21 protein-coding genes are annotated in these 17,372 nt (G+C 50.3%); 14 read left to right on the forward strand and 7 right to left on the reverse strand.

What is annotated here, in order from left to right:
* Nucleotides 1–8: 8 nt before the first annotated feature.
* A complete protein-coding gene (locus CAP48_RS01725) occupies nucleotides 9–188 on the reverse strand; it encodes a hypothetical protein (protein WP_100694279.1) in 180 nt (59 codons plus the stop codon).
* Between the two features lie 181 nt (nucleotides 189–369).
* On the opposite strand from CAP48_RS01725, the gene CAP48_RS20315 reads away from it, so the two are divergent.
* From CAP48_RS20315 to CAP48_RS01740, 4 genes are all read left to right on the forward strand, one after another.
* Nucleotides 370–576: a hypothetical protein gene (locus CAP48_RS20315; RefSeq protein WP_197707222.1), complete on the forward strand. Its 207-nt coding sequence runs from the start codon at nucleotides 370–372 to the stop codon at nucleotides 574–576.
* 84 nt (nucleotides 577–660) lie between these two features.
* Nucleotides 661–837 (forward strand): lysozyme inhibitor LprI family protein, encoded by a 177-nt coding sequence (locus tag CAP48_RS20595; RefSeq protein WP_197707230.1) that lies wholly within the window; start codon nucleotides 661–663, stop codon nucleotides 835–837.
* 12 nt (nucleotides 838–849) lie between these two features.
* Entirely contained in the window at nucleotides 850–1,275 is a 426-nt protein-coding gene (locus CAP48_RS01735) for a hypothetical protein (RefSeq protein ID WP_100694280.1), read from the forward strand.
* A gap of 82 nt (nucleotides 1,276–1,357) precedes the next feature.
* Nucleotides 1,358–2,467, forward strand: coding sequence for a transporter substrate-binding domain-containing protein (locus CAP48_RS01740; protein ID WP_242444287.1), 1,110 nt, complete (start codon nucleotides 1,358–1,360; stop codon nucleotides 2,465–2,467).
* A 236-nt stretch (nucleotides 2,468–2,703) separates the two neighbouring features.
* Here the strand turns inward: CAP48_RS01740 and CAP48_RS01745 are convergent, their stop codons facing one another.
* Nucleotides 2,704–4,233, reverse strand: a complete 1,530-nt coding sequence (locus CAP48_RS01745; protein WP_100694281.1) for an MFS transporter — start codon at nucleotides 4,231–4,233, stop codon at nucleotides 2,704–2,706.
* 2 nt (nucleotides 4,234–4,235) lie between these two features.
* Complete coding sequence (locus CAP48_RS01750) at nucleotides 4,236–5,372, reverse strand: HlyD family secretion protein (protein WP_100694282.1); 1,137 nt, start codon at nucleotides 5,370–5,372, stop codon at nucleotides 4,236–4,238.
* A gap of 161 nt (nucleotides 5,373–5,533) precedes the next feature.
* Between CAP48_RS01750 and CAP48_RS01755 the strand changes: the two genes are divergently transcribed.
* Entirely contained in the window at nucleotides 5,534–6,187 is a 654-nt protein-coding gene (locus CAP48_RS01755; RefSeq protein WP_100694283.1) for a TetR/AcrR family transcriptional regulator C-terminal domain-containing protein, read from the forward strand.
* Between the two features lie 254 nt (nucleotides 6,188–6,441).
* On the opposite strand, the gene CAP48_RS01760 is transcribed toward CAP48_RS01755, so the two are convergent.
* Together CAP48_RS01760 and CAP48_RS01765 are read right to left on the reverse strand one after the other, a co-directional pair.
* A complete protein-coding gene (locus tag CAP48_RS01760; protein WP_100694284.1) occupies nucleotides 6,442–7,419 on the reverse strand; it encodes a tripartite tricarboxylate transporter substrate binding protein in 978 nt (325 codons plus the stop codon).
* Between the two features lie 241 nt (nucleotides 7,420–7,660).
* Complete coding sequence (locus CAP48_RS01765; RefSeq protein ID WP_100694285.1) at nucleotides 7,661–8,617, reverse strand: IclR family transcriptional regulator; 957 nt, start codon at nucleotides 8,615–8,617, stop codon at nucleotides 7,661–7,663.
* Nucleotides 8,618–8,796: 179 nt separating this feature from the next.
* Between CAP48_RS01765 and CAP48_RS01770 the strand changes: the two genes are divergently transcribed.
* Genes CAP48_RS01770 through CAP48_RS01805 form a run of 8 tightly spaced genes read left to right on the forward strand, consistent with a single transcriptional unit; the run spans nucleotide 8,797 to nucleotide 14,932 of the window.
* Nucleotides 8,797–9,591 carry an enoyl-CoA hydratase/isomerase family protein gene (locus tag CAP48_RS01770; RefSeq protein WP_100694286.1) on the forward strand — a complete coding sequence of 265 codons (795 nt, stop codon included), beginning with the start codon at nucleotides 8,797–8,799 and terminating at the stop codon, nucleotides 9,589–9,591.
* A gap of 37 nt (nucleotides 9,592–9,628) precedes the next feature.
* Nucleotides 9,629–10,528 carry an SDR family oxidoreductase gene (locus tag CAP48_RS01775; RefSeq protein WP_100694697.1) on the forward strand — a complete coding sequence of 300 codons (900 nt, stop codon included), beginning with the start codon at nucleotides 9,629–9,631 and terminating at the stop codon, nucleotides 10,526–10,528.
* Nucleotides 10,529–10,545: 17 nt separating this feature from the next.
* On the forward strand, nucleotides 10,546–11,226 hold the full coding sequence (locus tag CAP48_RS01780; RefSeq protein ID WP_100694698.1) for a 3-oxoacid CoA-transferase subunit A: 681 nt from the start codon (nucleotides 10,546–10,548) through the stop codon (nucleotides 11,224–11,226).
* Complete coding sequence (locus CAP48_RS01785) at nucleotides 11,210–11,887, forward strand: 3-oxoacid CoA-transferase subunit B (protein ID WP_100694287.1); 678 nt, start codon at nucleotides 11,210–11,212, stop codon at nucleotides 11,885–11,887. Before CAP48_RS01780 ends, CAP48_RS01785 begins: the two co-directional genes overlap by 17 nt.
* A gap of 9 nt (nucleotides 11,888–11,896) precedes the next feature.
* Entirely contained in the window at nucleotides 11,897–12,868 is a 972-nt protein-coding gene (locus CAP48_RS01790) for a nitronate monooxygenase family protein (RefSeq protein ID WP_100694288.1), read from the forward strand.
* Nucleotides 12,869–12,915: 47 nt separating this feature from the next.
* Nucleotides 12,916–13,380 (forward strand): MaoC family dehydratase, encoded by a 465-nt coding sequence (locus CAP48_RS01795; RefSeq protein WP_100694289.1) that lies wholly within the window; start codon nucleotides 12,916–12,918, stop codon nucleotides 13,378–13,380.
* Complete coding sequence (locus tag CAP48_RS01800) at nucleotides 13,380–13,778, forward strand: Zn-ribbon domain-containing OB-fold protein (protein WP_100694290.1); 399 nt, start codon at nucleotides 13,380–13,382, stop codon at nucleotides 13,776–13,778. The genes CAP48_RS01795 and CAP48_RS01800 overlap by 1 nt, the downstream gene beginning before the upstream one ends.
* Nucleotides 13,775–14,932: a thiolase gene (locus CAP48_RS01805; RefSeq protein ID WP_100694291.1), complete on the forward strand. Its 1,158-nt coding sequence runs from the start codon at nucleotides 13,775–13,777 to the stop codon at nucleotides 14,930–14,932. The genes CAP48_RS01800 and CAP48_RS01805 overlap by 4 nt, the downstream gene beginning before the upstream one ends.
* A gap of 69 nt (nucleotides 14,933–15,001) precedes the next feature.
* On the opposite strand, the gene CAP48_RS01810 is transcribed toward CAP48_RS01805, so the two are convergent.
* Nucleotides 15,002–15,475, reverse strand: a complete 474-nt coding sequence (locus CAP48_RS01810; protein WP_100694292.1) for an AtaL-like protein — start codon at nucleotides 15,473–15,475, stop codon at nucleotides 15,002–15,004.
* A gap of 191 nt (nucleotides 15,476–15,666) precedes the next feature.
* On the opposite strand from CAP48_RS01810, the gene CAP48_RS01815 reads away from it, so the two are divergent.
* Nucleotides 15,667–16,548: a LysR family transcriptional regulator gene (locus tag CAP48_RS01815; protein WP_100694293.1), complete on the forward strand. Its 882-nt coding sequence runs from the start codon at nucleotides 15,667–15,669 to the stop codon at nucleotides 16,546–16,548.
* Between the two features lie 185 nt (nucleotides 16,549–16,733).
* Here CAP48_RS01815 and CAP48_RS01820 read toward each other — a convergent pair whose 3' ends face one another.
* On the reverse strand, nucleotides 16,734–17,345 hold the full coding sequence (locus CAP48_RS01820) for a TetR/AcrR family transcriptional regulator (RefSeq protein ID WP_100694294.1): 612 nt from the start codon (nucleotides 17,343–17,345) through the stop codon (nucleotides 16,734–16,736).
* Nucleotides 17,346–17,372: the final 27 nt, after the last annotated feature.

Below are 17,372 nucleotides of genomic sequence, written 5' to 3' on the forward strand. Positions count from 1 at the left end.
AGCACTCCTTAGCTGGACGCAATTGTAATAATGGGCAGTTGCGTGCTATTGGTCGTATCGGCAACATTCAGCAATAGCATGACAAACGAAATCAACTCTATGGTATCGACATCATCCTGGTCTATCCAGTACCAGTGTCCTGTGTGATACCGCAGCAAACGCATCGGAAGGGGCCGAATTTTCAGCATGGATACGCACGTTGTTGAGCAAAGGATCGACCCGATTGAGTCCGTTGGTCATTTCCCCTTTTAAAACCGGGCCTGATTGTTTTTAAGTTGGTCAATAGTGCTGTAGATTTGATTCAACAGAAAATATGACATATATACTGCCTATTAAACTTGGAATAAAAACGGGATGGGATAGAAAAGAATGCAGCGCTTTTTGAGATTGAAGATATATATTTCAACGTTGACACTGTTGGCTCCAGGTGCGCTACTCGCGCAGAAAGTTGGCGTGCCCATAACCTCAGTGGAGTATAAAGCAAATAATAAAGCGCAGCTAATGGACTGCGCTAATGCGATGACGCAATCAGATATCAACCAGTGCGCCGCAGCCGACTACAAAAAGGCGGATTGACAGCTGAACAAGACTTACAAGGAAATATTTGGCAACGCAGAAGCAGCCCAGCAGACTGCGTTGAAAGCGGCGCAGAATGCCTGAATAAAATTTCGTGACACAGATTGTGCGTTTCAGACATCGGCCGTAGAAGGCGGCTCCATGTACGCAGCTGCACTTGCCAGTTGTCTTGAGGATAAAACATCCGCTCGTACCAAAGAGCTCGCGGCATTGCTGCACTGTAAGGCAGTCGATACGACTTGCGTCCTTTCCGGCAATTGAGGGTCGATTGATATGAGATTGGGTACTGAAGGCGTGAACTTATCGGCGTTGTACGAGGCAGAGGACGGTTTTTTTAATCAGACACAGGTTCGGGTGTTTTCCTGGTTTGATAAGATACTGGTGCCTCTGTTGGCGCTTGTAGAGGTTTTGGCGTTATATTTCATACAAGATTATGTCATTTCTCATCTGAAAAAATGGATTCTGTCAGTCATGACCCTTTTCGGCGGCCTTGCTTTTTATTGGTTTTGGGTGCTCGACGGACGGCTGTATTGGTCGCCAAAGCAAATGCCTATGTTCAAATCGGCTGAGGAACGAGCCTTGCTTCGTACGGAAAGAGCCATTTATGAACGCCTGCGTGTGGTCGAGCCGCAACAGATTGTTTTTGATCCCGTTTTAGACGGGAAGACATGCTTAACGGTCCGAATATTGTTAATTTAGTGAACGAGTTTGCAATGGACGACTTACTTAAAACCTATTTTCGATAAATGTCGGGATTTTCTTTTTAAGGAATTTCAACGGTTTGTTTAGATTTATATATCCAATCATTACACGTTTTATTTTCGCCGCCGGCTTTATATTCGTCTCGGTACTGTTCTCATCGCCAACCCTGGCGCAAGCTGCGCCTACTGCTAGCAAGACGGTAAAGGTTGGAATATACGAGAGCGCGCCCTTTGTCGTACGGGAAAATGGGCAATATTCCGGTATGGCAATAGAGCTTTGGGAAGAGCTTGAGAGAAAAGTGGGGCTGTCGTCTACCTATCAAAGCTATCCCTCATTCCATAAATTGATTGAAGCGGTTCAACGCGGTGAAATCGACGCTGCCGTATCGAATCTGACGATTACCAGACAACGAGCACAATCCATTGCCTTTACCCAGCCCTGGTATGACTCGGGGCTGAGAATCATGACTAGGAATAAAGGATCGGGGTCGTTCCAAACCGTATTTGATGGTCTGATAGATAGTGGACACTTAGCAACCTTTGTCTGGCTGTTGATTCTTGCGCTCTTTGCAACCGCAATTATTACGCTTATAGATCGCAAGCTCGATAGCGAATTTCCACGAAGGTGGCGAGAAGGTCTGGCGGATAACTTTTTTCATACCGTATCGATCCTGACCACTGGGAAAACCACTCATAAGAATTTATTTGGCTGGGTTGGCCGAATATGGTCAGCAATCTGGATGGTGATCGGTGTAGGCATTATTGCCTACGTGACCTCCTCTATCACCAGTGTTATGACAACCACCTCACTGACCAATCAAATTCATTCTTTGTCGGATCTGTCAGGTAAAACGGTTGGAGTGCTGGGGGGCAGCGTGGCCGAGGACTATATTCAGGAGCTGAACATTCAAACGCGCAGTTATACAGACATGGACGCATCGGTGCAGGGATTGATGTCAGAGGAGGTCGATGCGCTTGTAGGCGATGCGCCGGTACTGGAATACTTCACCCATTCGCATCCAACACAGCCGGTTCGTGTTGTCGGTAACGTGTTTCACCCAGATAAGTATGGGTTTGGTTTTGCCCTGCAAAGCGATTTATTACGGCCAGTCACACTTGAACTGTTAGGGTTGCGCGAGCAAGGGCGCATTCGAGATCTGCGGGTGAAGTATTTCGGTAATACTCGTTAACCGGCCTGTTATGTATCGGCCGACTTGTGATATCTGGTATTAGAGGCCGTTGGCCTAGAAACCGATTGGCCATCTAGACTTTGGGCAGCAGCGTGCTGACCCAAGTGTTGGTACTACCCGCTAAGTGCCGGTTGGGTACACTCAACAGACCTAAATGGCTTTACGAGCATTGGGCTTTGTTGTCGCTACACTGAGCGTAATCAGAATACTTGTCATAGTAGACAGCGTTGATAGTGTTAGCCGGGTGAGGCTTGGATAGGAGGAGCTATCGGATTTGCGGGAGAAGAGCGCAATAGCACCGCTAGCACCAGGCTAAGCAGGCTTGTCCAGAAAACAAGATGAAAGCCGTCAATATGGGCAATCACTTGAGATTCACGTGCAATGATACTTGCGATACCATTTAACCCAGAACGTGTGCGTTCCACGACCAGCGGCTCACCGGCCTGCACATAGGCGCTCAATGATACATAACTGGTGTCTGCGGCCATACGGAGCCAAGTTGACATGATGGTACCGGCCATTACCGGCATCAATACGCGTGCTATTGAGACATACGCACCGAGCGCCACGCCATGCTGCGGATTGAGATTGGTTACGAATGCGACAATTAATCCGATGAGCATAATACTCTCGCCAAGCGACTGCATAATCAGGATCGTGATGAATTGATCCACTCGCCAGTTGTGACTGATATGCGTGCCTAGCCATGCTGTGATCGCGATGACAGTCAGTCCGCATACGATGAGCAGCCTGGGCTCAGCGCGTCTGGCCAGATAAACGGCCAAAGGCGTAGCGACGAGATAAGCAGCGAATGCAATCAGAGTGGCCGAGCCCGTCTGCAGCGGCTTGAGATCGCCCATTTGTGCGAGAAATGTTGGGATCAGCAAGGAAGTAGGCGTCATCAGCACACCGAACAGACACGCAATCACCAGGCAAATGAGGATGTTTCGATTGCCAAACGCTGCAAGATCTCCAAATGCATTTGGCTGTAACGCTGCGCGAACAACAGCTGCGAAAAACAGAATAGCCCCTCCCGCGACTGCGGTAACCACCAGGCCCGAATCTAGCCAGCCCAACCGTTCGGCCGATTCGATACCGATAAATATCAATACCAAGCCTGTGCAGTACAAGGTCATGCCGGCCCAATCAGCCTGCCGCAGTTGCTCTTGGTTGACAGGCGTTAGCGGCATTGCTTTCCAGGTAAGCAGGGCAATGAGCGGCCCGATAAATGCCGTCATCCAGTAGACCCAGTGCCAACTGACTTTTTCCACCAGAAAGCCCGACGCGCCATACCCCGCATCCATGCCGGTAGACACGCGCAAGCTATAGGCGGCCATAACAACCAGCCAGAGTCGCGGGTGCACGCTGCGTAACCCTAAGCTAATAGTCAATGGCAGGTAGATGCCCATACACAAGCCTGCAATAGTATGCAGAAGGACCAGCATCGGATAATTGTGTGCGAAAGCGGGAATGAGCAGAGTTGCGAAACCAAGACACAGACTGGGCATAACGAGAATCCGTGTCGGCCCGATAATGGTGGCAAGCCAGGGGACAACAGACATGGTAGCAAGCTGTGCGCCATTTAGCGCGGTGCCCAGCCACGCGGCTTCCAGAATATCTAGACCGAATTGGCCGCGCAGATCTGGTAATGCCGAAGAAAACAGCCGTCCTTGCAAAGTCGTGAGAACCGCGCCCAGAAAAATGGCCACTACGGTGAGTGCAGGGCGGGCATGGGTCGCATTAGCGAAAAGAGATCGGAGCGCCATGATCAACCCGATTCCGCCTGGGTTTTGTACGCGACATGATGCGCTTCTTTCGTGTAGGGAGGGATATTTTCTCCTTTTGTATTGATTCTGGCTTCGACAGACATTCCAGGCTGTAGCCTGTTTAATTCCCGCTGCCCAGGGGCCAATTCGATACGTACAGGGATGCGCTGCACAACTTTGGTGAAATTGCCTGATGCATTGTCTGCCGGTAGCAACGCCGATTCGGCACCACTCATAGGCGCGATTTCTCTGACCCGGCCACGAAACTGCCGGCCGGGAAGGCCATCAACACTCACGACAACTGGCTGACCAGGCTGGACATGGGCTAGCTGCGTTTCCTTGTAATTGGCGATAACGTAGGACTGATCGGAAGGCACAATAGATACGATCTGAGTGCCGGTGCTGACCAGGCTGCCGAGTTGAACATGGCGTTTGTTTAGCACGCCATCGAAGGGAGCGACAATGCGCGTATAGTCAAGGTCGCGCCTGGCACCTTCAAGTTCGGCAGCAGCGGCGTTTACATCGGCTGCGCGCAGCCCACGCTGGCCTTCGAGGACAGCCAGCGATTTACTGGCCAGGTCAGCCTGGGCGATGGCAGCTTCGTGCAGGCCCACCGCATGATCCAGGTCCGCCTGGGCATTTTCAAACAATTGCCGCGATACAGCTCCTTGCCGGACCAGCTTTTCCTTGCGTTCCGGATTGCTCTTGTATTGACGAACCCGAACCTGGGCCGCGCGGGCGTTGGCCTGCTCACCCTTGATGCGAGCGCGCTGTTCCGAGATTTCCCTGCCGAGATTGTCCAGATTGGCCTGAGCTTTGCTCAGTTTGGCCAATGCGGATGCCACTTTCAGGACATAATCGCTGTCATCGATCTGCACAATCAACTGGCCAGCGTGCACTGTTTGGTAATCTTCTGCCGGCAATGCCTTGATATAGCCGGAGACTTTGGTGCTCAGCACCGCAAAGTCCGATTTCACGAACGCATTTTGGGTCGTTTGAATAGTCCGGCTACTGGTCCATTCGCGCCATTGGGTTGTTGCCAGGATAAGCAGAGCAATGATGGCTGCGCACCCTACCCAGGGAGCCAGGCGCAATGCCAGCGGGCGACGGTTTGTCGTTTCTTCAGGCTGAATAGTCATTAAGCGTCCTTGCAAATTTCATCTTTGTGTGGATGCAACCCTCGTGCATGGCGCTTGCGAACAGCGCCAAAATCATGGTTTCCAATAAATCTAACATCGTTAGTTTTGTTAAATGATACACTAACAGCGTTAGATTTCAAGTCATCAAGCCAAGGTGCGATATGAGAGTCCCGAAAATTCAGCGAGAACAAGTGGTCCAGGCGGCGCTCGCGTTGCTGGACCAGGACGGCCTGGAAGGGTTGACGATGCGTAAACTTGCCCAGTCTTTGAAGGTCCAGGCGCCTTCGCTATACTGGCACTTCGATAGTAAGCAGGCGCTGATCGACGGCATGGCAGATGCCCTGGTGGATACTGTGGCAAGAGATCTTTCTAAAGCTGCGTCATGGGAGGATCGTATCCTGCAGGTAGCCGGAGAACTTCGTCAGGCATTACTGCGCCATCGCGATGGCGCCCGAGTATTTGCGGGCACGTATGTGGTGACCGATAACGTTTTACGAACCAGCGAGGCCATGATCTCGGCATTCGTGCAGGCCGGTGCGAATGCGGAGCTTGCCGCAGTTTACAGTTTCAGTACTACCTATTACGTTCTTGGTTTCGTCATGGAAGAGCAGGCGCTGGGGCCGGGCAGTACGCTGGATTTGGCTGAGCGCAAGCGCCAGTTCTTGGCATCCACACATGAAAAATATCCGTATAGTCTGGCTGCGAGCGAAGCAATATTTTCTGAAAATTTCGATCACCGCTTCGTGATCGGGCTGGAGCTACTGATCGCTGGCTCGTGTCAGCATATTCGCACCGACTGCGCGCAATCTCACTAGTTGACTGGAGTCAGAGTAATGCATATTGACACTCGTCAGTTCCCCTTGATCTGGCCGGCAACGGGATTTCCATCACGAAACCCTGATGAGAAGAACGCCGCCACCTGTAGATGGCGGTGTTCTTCGAAGGTGAAAGTGAGCACACGGTTTTGGCATGAAATGGTGTTGCAGCACGACGCCAAACTCCGGATGCACGCTACCGCCCGACCTCCTACGCTAGCAGTGCCTTGTACTCCTTATTGCAGGCTGCACGCCTAATCCAGCGTGATATCAAGTTTTTTGATAATTTTACCAAATCGTTCAATTTCAGATTGATAGAAGTGATTGAGCTCTTCGGGAGTACGAAATATCGCGTCAGCTCCCTGTATGGCCAGGCTCTTTTTCACTTCCGGGTTTTTCAAGGAAACTTTGTTGGCGTCGCTCAGTTTCTGAATAATGTCGTCGGGAGTCGCTGCGGGTACAAAAAGCGCATACCATTGAGAAAAGTCCATATTGGAAATGCCTTGTTCTGCGAAAGTAGGTACGTCTGGCAGAGAGCTGGCCCTGGCCTTGCTTGCGACGGCAATTATTTTTATTTTTCCAGAATTTTGCTGTGAAATTGCAGATGCCGTACCGACAAATGCCATATCGACTTGCCCACCCATCGTGTCAGTAACCGCAGGGCTGTCTCCTTTATAAGGGATATGAACAGCATCCAGTCCTGTCGCAGCTTTAAATGCTTCGCCGGTGAGGTGCCCCGTTCCGCCCTGGCCGCTGCTGCCGAATGACAGTTTGTGGCTTGTTCCATATTGGATAAGTTCTTTTACAGTGCTAATGTTTAATTTCGTGCTAACCACCAGGACAATCGGCACGGAACCCACCATGGCTACTGGTTTGAAGTCATTTTTAGCATCGTAAGGTAGTTTTTTATATAGTGTTGAATTGGTACCGTGAGTGGCACTATTTCCCATTAATAACGTGTAGCCGTCGGCTGCAGATTTTGCGACAAACGCAGCACCCACGATGCCATTTGCACCTGTTTTGTTGTCAACTACAGTTCTCGATTTCAGTTCGTCACCCATGTATTTGGCCATCAGTCGGGTGAGAAAATCGTTTGCACCGCCAACTGCATACGGCGAAACAAAGGTAATCGGTTTTTCCGGGTAGGCAGCAAACGAAGTTCCGGTAAGGACGCCTCCCAGGATAGCCATTAAAAATCGACAGAATATAGTCGAGCGATGTATTCCAAACATGATGTCTCCTTCAGTTCATGCAAATTGTCTATCAGACTGTTAAGCGGGATGCATGCATGTAGTCTATGAAGGAGTAGGTCCATTTATCTGTGTTGGAATGCGGTATCCGAAAAAACAAGTCCATATCATGGTACATCGATGATTCTTTATACGAAATCTTCTATTTGAGACCAGAATATGGACTGATTTCATGGTTGCGACATACGCCTTTGATTTTCTACTTGGAAAATGTCGAGCATGCTCACGTCACGCTTTCACTTGTGATCCAATCTGCCTTTCGGATTTGCTTCAGGTAATACGGGATAGCTTGAGTTTTTGAATCCAGATAGTCGATACGGCTGGGAGTATCACTTCGGGCGTGAAGTGCTTCAAAAGGCATGGAATACGGGATTCTGTCACGATCCACTTTTTTTTTGAGATCGGCTTCTATGGACTGAGCGGTATCAGTCAGGCATTGCACGATCTTTTCCAGGCGCCCGTTGTTTAAACGGGAAGCCAGCGTTGATAAACAAATGCCGGCTGCCGGACTGCCGTCTGGTGACATGATAACAACACCAACAGAATGAACTGGCGGATCTTCCATGACTTTATTGTAGGAAAAACCGCGATTTCTCGTGCTTGCAATGCTTGCGCGTACTGACGCCTCCGTTACCCGTGGGTTTTTCTTTTGTGTTCTTTCTATATTAATCCTGAGAATTCGATTTATCTCGTCGTCCGGTAAGGCGCTTAATATAGCGAGGCCACTGGCGCCGACATTCAATGGCCTGTGCCTGCCCACGTCGTGTACAAACATTTTGATGGGAAACGAGCCATCAAGACGTGCGACACAGACACTGTCAAATCCTGATCGCACGGACATAAAAATGGTATCACCAGTATAGTCCGCAATTGATTCGAGATAGGGCAGGCAAATATCTCGCAATGCAACTTTTGGTGCGGCAGCCAGACCAAGCTCGTAGGCAAAACTACTCAAAAAATATCGCTTGCTCTCTATATCCTGACGCACCAGCCGCTCGGCAACTAGGGCCTGAAGTAAACGATGCGCCGTGGGTCGCTCCAGCCCAGTCCGTCGATATAGATCGGCTAATCGGCTGCCCTGGCGATTATTTGCAGCAACGACTCTTAACAATACCAGCGCCCGTTGCAAGGATTGCGTCCCCATCGCCTTTTTTTTCGACTCCGACAAAGTTGTGTTCATGGCTCCTCCAGAAAACAGAATAGTTTGTCTATATTGTGGACTAAATTTTTCCCAATATACGACTTATAAACGGCTAGTTCATATGTTGGACATCTATTAACCGCACTCGTGAGATAAATAGGTAATGAAGCAGCAAATTGCCTCTACCATCGTTGCATTCAATACCAACGAGAGCGGAAATGGAAAGTAAGAGCGAGCAGTTACTGGTTCGTCAACGCGACGGCATTGGGTGGATCCTTTTAAATCGCCCGATGAAGCGCAATGCAATTACACACGAGATGTATGAGTCTCTTTACTTAACCTTGCTGGAAATGGAAAGAAACACTGATATCGGATGTGTTGTCTTGTCTGGCAACGGAACGGAGTTTTGCGCCGGAGGCGATGTTGGTGGGATGAGTAAGTCCGGCGACACATCATGTGCCGAAAGGATAGACGCAATGCGTAAGCGAACACGCGTCATTGAGCGCTTGCATCTCATGGATAAACCCACGATTGCAATGATGAAAGGAAATTCAGTTGGGGCCGGAATGTCATTGGCTCTTGCATGTGATCTCAGGATTGGCGATGCAACAACGAAAATGCGTACCGGTTTTTTATCGTTGGGCTTATCTGGTGATTACGGTATTCATTACTTCTTACCAAGAATTGTGGGCGAAGCCAAGGCAAGGGAAATATTTCTATTATCTCGAACAATCGCTGCTCCGGAAGCGCTTGCCTTAGGGTTATTGAACCAGATGGTGAACGACGACATGCTGGAGGAGCAAGTTATTCACATTGCTTCGACGTTGGCCTGCGCGCCACAGCCCGCTCTCGGATTTATCAAGCAAAACCTGAGTCAATCCTCTTCAATGACGCTGTCTGAAATGCTTGATATCGAATGCGAGCGACATATTGAATGCACAGAAAGCCAGGACCATACAGCAGCAGTGCATGCGTTTCTGAAGAAAAAGACGGTAAAGAGAAACCTATCCTGATTAACGAAACGGAGAAAAATTTATGCAAGAAGAAGCTATGCCACAGGTATGTGATGGAAGAGTTGTGATCGTGACAGGCGCAGGACGCGGAATTGGCAGAGAATATGCTTTGCAGCTTGCGGATAACGGAGCAAAGGTCGTTGTTAATGATCTTGGCGTTTCCAGATCCGGAGAGCAGCCCAGCGAAAGTCCGGCACAATCTGTCGTGGATGATATCACGGCAAATGGCGGCCAAGCCATCGCGAACTATGATGATATCGCCGATTTTGCCGGCGCGAAAAACATGATAGACGAAACAGTGGCCCATTTTGGAAAGCTGGATGTATTAATTAATAATGCGGGAATATTGCGAGACAGGATGTTGTGCAATATGAGCGAAGAGGAATGGGATGTAGTTGTACGGGTCCACATGAAAGGGACTTTTGCGACTTCCAGACATGCCGCCGCGTACTGGCGAGATCGGTTTAAAAAAACAGGCCAGCCTGTCAACGCGCGAATTATCAATACCTCTTCAAGTTCTGGTTTATACGGAAATGTCGGCCAGATTAACTACGGGGCTGCCAAGGCCGGTATCGCCGCAATGACGATCATCGCCTCTCGCGAGTTAGGGCGTTACGGTGTCACCGTCAATGCGATTAATCCTCATGCCCAGACGCGCATGACTGAGGGTATTCGCCAGCGCACTGCCCAGGAAATTGCCGCAAGGGATCCCAAATGGATTTCACCTGCAGTCATTTGGCTGGCTTCCATCTACAGCACCGAAATCACTGGTCGGGTATTTGAGCTTGGAGGTGGCCATCTTGCTGCAATGGAAGGCTGGCATAGAGGGCCGCAAGCCGAACCTATGGACAATGTAAATGCCATTGGACCGGTAATTGAGGATCTTGCCCGCAGTGCCCGTCGCAATGCCGACATGAAAGGATTTGATCTGGATTGAATTGAAGGAGCAACGTGTTGATTGATAAACAAGTGCAATCGGTTCATGCAGCCGTAAGTGACATTGAGGACGGGGCAGTCATATTGGTTGGCGGATTCGGCACTTCCGGCCGTCCTGCCGATTTGATGGAAGCATTATTAGACTTGGGTGTACGTGATCTGACCGTTGTTGCCAACAACGCGACTGTAGGAGACGACATTGTCTCGGAGCTCATGGCGGCACACCGAATACGCAAAGTGGTTTGCTCATTTCCACGAGGTCTTAAAGGGAAGACCATCTTCGACGAGCTGTATGGATCCGGAAAAATTGAATTGGAACTGGTTCCGCAAGGAACTCTAGCAGAGAGAATAAGAGCTGGCGCTGCAGGTATTGGAGGTTTTTACACTAAAACCGGCGCGGGAACCCGTTTGGCAGAGGGTAAAGAGACGCGTGACATTGAAGGCGAGCTTTACGTACTGGAAAAACCAATCAAAGGTGATGTGGCATTAATAAAAGGTGCAAAAGGGGATCGTTGGGGGAATCTTGTATATCACCGAGGCGCACGTATTAATAACCCGGTCATGGCAGGCGCTGCCAGGCTGGTGATTGCTCAAGTGAAGGAAATAGTCCCCCTGGGAGCATTTGATCCGGAGCACGTTATTACACCCGGGGTTTTTGTCGATCGAATTGTGGAGGTACGTCATGAACGTCAAGCTTAGCCGGCAAGAGATGGCACGCGTCGTTGCTCAGGACATTCCCAACGGTAGCTGCGTCAATCTGGGTATAGGGCTTCCCACGACCATAGCAGATTATGTTCCATCTGATAAGGAACTGATGCTTCAAAGCGAACAGGGCCTTTTGGGGCTGGGGCCCGCTCCGGAAAACGGGCATGACGATCCAGATGTTGTGAACGCCGGGAAATCCCCAGTAACGCTGGTGCCGGGGGCTTCGGTTTTCAGCCACAGTGACTCTTTTTTGATGATTCGTGGTGGGCATATCGACATTGCCTGTTTGGGCGCCTTTCAGGTCGCTGAAAATGGTGATCTTGCGAACTGGACAGTTGATGCGCCGGGGCAAATCCCGGGCGTTGGGGGAGCCATGGACTTGGCTTCCGGAGCAAGTCATGTGTGGGTGCTCATGGAACACACAACGAAAGAGGGACACCCCCGAATCCTTCAATCTTGTACTTACCCCTTGACTGCTCCCGCGTGTGTTGACCGGATTTACACAGATATAGCCGTTTTGGATGTGACCGATTCCGGTTTGGTGGTCGCACGTCTCGCCGAAGGCTGGACGATTGAAAGCTTGCAATCGTTTACTGGAGCGAAGCTAATGGCGGCAAAAAATATCGCTATATACAGCCCCGATAATTACGTATAGGAAAAACAGATGCAGACAGCGCTTACACAAATTCTGCAAATTAAGTACCCGATTGTCCAGGGTGGCATGCAGTGGGTTTCCCGGGCAGAATTGGTTGCTGCGGTATCGAACGCTGGTGGCCTGGGCATTCTGACAGCACTGACTCAGCCAAGCCCGGAGGCTCTGCGCCGTGAAATTAAAAAGGTTAGAGAGTTAACTGACAAGCCTTTCGGCGTCAACCTTACCTTTTTGCCGACTTTAAAGCCCATACCCTATTCTGAGTATTTGGATTCTATTATTGAATCAAATGTCAGGATCGTGGAGACTGCCGGTAATAACCCGGTGGACTATATGGCAGCAATGAAGGCCGCTGATATCCGTGTTATCCATAAGTGCACGTCACCACGGCACGCGCTGAAAGCGCAGGAAATCGGCGTCGACATCGTTTCAATTGACGGGTTTGAATGTGCTGGACACGTTGGCGAGAGCGATATTCCCGGACTGGTGTTGATCCCTGCTACGGTAGAAAAGGTCACGATCCCCGTCATTGCGTCCGGAGGTTTCTGCGATGCGCGAGGCCTGGTTGCAGCACTGGCCCTGGGGGCATCTGGAATCAATATGGGTACGCGCTTTATGTGCACCAAGGAAGCACCCGTACATGCGTATATCAAACACGCCATTCAAAAAAGTAGCGAAAACGATACTCAGCTCATTTTACGCAGTCTGCGTAACACAAGTAGAGTCTGGAGAAATACAGTTTCAAAGGAAGTGGCAGAACTCGAGCGCGAAGGCGCCGGTATAGACAAAATTGGTCCATTGGTAACAGGAGCAAAAGGCAAAGGAGTCTATGAGACAGGAGATGTCGAAAGCGGAATATGGACTGTCGGGCTGGTGCAAGGCCTGATTAAAGATATTCCATCCTGCGCAGATCTTATTTCCGGAATAATGGAAGATGCGCAAACAATGATATCAATACGCTTGCCTCAGTTGCTTAAATATTAATTTTCAGAGTCTCGTCGGCACTCTGATCTTCAAACTGGGATATGGAAATGATAAATGTTGAAACGCCTTACGATTTGGAAACACATATAGGAAAGGAGCTTGGCACAACGGAATGGAAAGAAATTACGCAGGAAATGATAGACGATTTTGCTCGTATCTCGGGTGATGACAATTGGATTCATGTCGATGTCGACAGGGCTCGAAATGAGCTCCCCGGTGGAAAAACGATTGCACATGGCATGTTGACGTTATCTCTGATGTCAGGCATGGGCAGCAAAATCGTGAACATTAGGAAAAGAGGACGCGGAATTAATTACGGATCTAACAAAGTTAGATTTACCTCGCCGGTACCAGTGGGTTCGTCAATTCAATTAAAACGCAGTCTCGAGAAATTTGAGCGTATCGACGGCGGAGTCCGATTGACTTATTCGAATGTAATGTTCAGGAAAGGTCAGGAACGTCCCGTCATGATAGCGGAGTCACTCAACTTAATATACGAGGAAGGACAGTAATGACGGATGTCAACAATGGAGAAACTATTTCTCCTCGCCGCATTTATGTCGATCATCTGCGCGATGGAAAGCTGGCTTATCAATTCAGTACAGTCGCACAGCGTGCGGTGTTTTATCCGCGAGTTCGATGTCCGTTCACCGGCGATGATTGCTTGGAATGGCGTATCAGCATGGGATTGGGCACCATTTATAGCATTTCTGTTGTCTATCCTCGAAAAGAGGCGGCCTATAACGTAGCGCTTATCGACATTGACGAAGGATTTAGAATGATGAGTAAAGTAATGACGAATGAACCCGAATCTGTCAGGATTGGGCAGCGTGTCGCACTTCGGGTCGTCTCAGAAGCCGGTCTTGAAGATCCTATTCCCGTTTTCGACATAGTGGATGAACAGTCATGAACAATGAGTTTCGTCATGGTCGTGCTGCACTAGTCGGGGTTGCAGAGTCTGATTTGGGACAGGTTGGTGAAGGGTTCTCCGCCATGGATCTCATGGCGCAAGGTGTGTACAGGGCGCTTGAGGATTGTGGAATTTCCATTAAGGACGTTGACGGGCTGTTTTGTGCCACGTCCCAGAGCCGCCTGGCCGGACTGGCACTGGCAGAGTATTTAAATTTACCGCAAGCTTACTTGGATTCGTCGTCAACGGGGGGCTCATCTTTTATGGGTCATCTGGTTCGGGCAGAAGCGGCGATTGCAGCTGGCCTTTGTAACGTTGCGGTCGTCGCTTATGGAAGTACTCAAAGATCGCAGGGCCGCAACAATACAAGCAAGCCCGAGTGGAATCCGTATGAGACACCTTTCAAGCCTTTCTTGCCTCCCACTGCTTATGCTTTGGCTGCTGCACGACATATGCATCAATTTGGTACAACACGCGAGCAGTTGGCTGAAGTCGCTGTAGCAGCCCGAAAATGGGCGCAGTTGAATCCAAAAGCGGCCCAACGGGAAGATCTATCCATTTCTGATGTGCTGCAATCAAAAATGATTAGCTACCCTTTGACTATCAGAGACTGCTGTCTGGTTTCGGATGGAGGCGGCGCGTTGGTGTTAACGACACCGTCTCGTGCTCGTCATTGTAAGAAACCCGCTGTCTATTTACTTGGATCAGGGCATTGCACAACACATCATACAATTTCCAGCATGCCAGATCTGGTTACAACGGGAGCGCAAATATCGGGGGCCAAAGCGTTCTCCCAATCTGGCCTCACCACATCGGAAGTCGATGTCGTAGGCGTATACGATGCATTTACGATAAACACGATACTTTTTCTTGAGGATTTAGGCTTCTGTAAAAAAGGAGAAGGAGGCGATTTCGTGAGCAATGGAAATATTGCGCCTGGTGGAACGCTTCCTGTCAACACTAATGGTGGCGGGCTGTCCTATTGTCATCCCGGTATGTATGGCATATTTCTTCTGATCGAAGCAGTACGCCAATTGCGAGGGGAGTGTGAGCAAAGGCAGATTAATCATGCTAACGTCGCCTTGGTGCACGGTAACGGCGGCGTGCTGTCTTCTCAACATACCGTTCTTCTCGGGGGAAGTGCCACCTTGTAGGCAGGAGATGAATGAGTATGTAAACATTACGACTTCCCATTCCATGCTCATTGCTGCGCCTTGTGCTGATCACAGCTGGCCGCTCGCGACCAGTTCGCGGGTCCGACTCAGGGTCGTCAGCAAGGCTTTCCTGTAGCCGTTGTCGCCGTTCATCCACGCCTGCTCTGCTTGCTCTTCGGGGCCGTTGGCCTCTTTGCTCCGCAAGCCGAGATAACAGTAGAAGCGAAGGTGGAGCGAGCCGTCTGGAGCTTCGAATAACTCGTTGATGATCGCGCCCTCGCGCGGGCCAGTGGCCTGAAAGAACGTAACCTTGCTCTGCGGCTCCAACGTGATGATCTCGCGCAGGTCATCGCCGGCGATCGTGGCCTGACGCACGATGTGAGTTGCGCCCTCCTCTATGATGTCGCAACGTGTGCACAGGCCAGGCGGGAGAAACAGGCGAGCGTCGCGGGCTTTGAGGACGAGGCCATCCCAGACCTGGGCGCGGGTTAGCGCTGCCACACCGTCGGGATTCACAGGGACGGCGGCGGTAGAATAGATCATGAGGATAACTCCTTAATTTAGGCTACTTCGTTTGCAATATTTGGTTCGCGCGTATCGAGGTAAGCACTAATGGCACGTTGTGCATCAACAACCCCGCTATGCTTTGGTTGCGTACGACTAAATAATAAAGGGTTTCACATTCAAAACAAAGCCCCTAAAATAGAGACTCTGCGTATCAAAAATGAGACATCATGGATTTTAACGCCCTAAAAGATTTTCAGCTGGTAGCCGCCCACGGAGGCTTTGGAAAAGCCAGTCGCGCCAGCGGCAGATCCAAAGCAACATTGTCGCGTCGTGTCGCCGATCTGGAAGAAGCACTGGGCGTTCGGCTCATCGAGCGAGGCACTCATAGCCTGAAGTTGACCGAAGCCGGCCAATTGTTGCGGGCTAGGACAGAGGGGCCGATGCACGAGGTCTCCGAAGCAGTAGCCGCAGCACGAGATGGTCTTGCGAAACCGCAGGGCCATCTCCGTATCGCGGCACCGCTCCTGTTTTCACAGTTAGCACTGGGACGACTTGCCGCTCAGTTTTTAGCAATCTATCCTGAAGTGCAGATCGAAGTCGTGGCAGAGGATCGCCTGGTCGACCTCGTTGACGAATACTTCGATGTCGCCATTCGCATCAATCCAAGCCACGACAGCGCATTGGTCGGCAGATGCTTTGCCAAAGACCAACTGGTCCTTGCGGCCGCACCATCCATTGAAATGCCAAAGGGGTCCGGTAAGAAGCCTTTTCCTGTCCCGGCGGTCGTCATGCCAACCTTTCGCGACGGAGATCTTTGGTACACCGGCAATGGTCAATGCATCATAAAACCACAACCTGTTCTACGCCTGTCATCGCTTCTGATGGTCCGCGACGCCATTGCAGCCGGTGTAGGGGCAGCAATGCTGCCTCGGTCTATCATTGGGGGTCAGCTGGCAAAAGGCGAGCTGGTGATTTGGGACACCGCTGGCGACGAAGTTGAGCTTTGGGTGCTAAACACATCTCGCCGTTTGCAAAGCCCCAAAGTTCGAGCCTTTGTGCAGTTTATTTGTCAGCAGTTCCCAAGTGGTTCATTCGTCGTTCAGAATTAGCCCCTTAAGATGCATACCATTCGATAATGAAAACCAGCTTCGGTACCGGCCTCTCGGAATCGCTTGCACCGCTTAGCAACGCAGGCTGACGCCCTCTTCACAACGCGTGTCGGCCGGATTCCGGCCTCAGGCAGTCTGGACCTTTTACGAGAATAACCTTTGCCAATCATTGGGCAATACCTGCATCAGGCGCCCGGGTTAGTGAATCGCAAAACGGAATTTTTTGCGGCTTTGGCCAGTACACGGCCAACCACTGGGTCGCGACCACTACGATGCCACAACAGCATATTTCCGTCATGGCGTGCCATATTCGTCAATACGGCCGATCGCACATCGAAGTCGCGTGGCAATTCGCCGCTTTTCATGCCTTCTTTAAAAATCTGCTCAAGCATGTTTTGCATGACTGAATAGTACTTATTAACCTCCTCCTTAATGGCCGCACCAATATTCATCGATTGGATGCTGCTCAGAATGATAACCGCCAGATCGTCAGGGTATTCCTGCCCCCATTTGGTCTGCATGTTCACGAACCGAACCAGTTTTTCAACGGCGGTTTCGTCCGTCACCAGCACGGTTTCGGCGGTGCGCTCAATGGAACGAGCCCGGATCACTTTGAGCAGATGCACCAGAACGGCTTCTTTGGTCTTGAAATAATAGTAAACCGCGCCTTTGGTGAATCCTGCAGATGTGGCGACCTCTTCCAGGCTTGTATTGGAATATCCTTTATCTGAGAATAATCTAAGCGCTGCCAATTCTATTTTTTCAATACTGGCTTCGCTTGATTGACGTCGGCCCATACAAAAAACTCCCGTAAATAAAAATTA

The sequence above is a fragment of the Advenella sp. S44 genome (genome assembly GCF_002810445.1).
Taxonomy (GTDB): domain Bacteria; phylum Pseudomonadota; class Gammaproteobacteria; order Burkholderiales; family Burkholderiaceae_B; genus Advenella.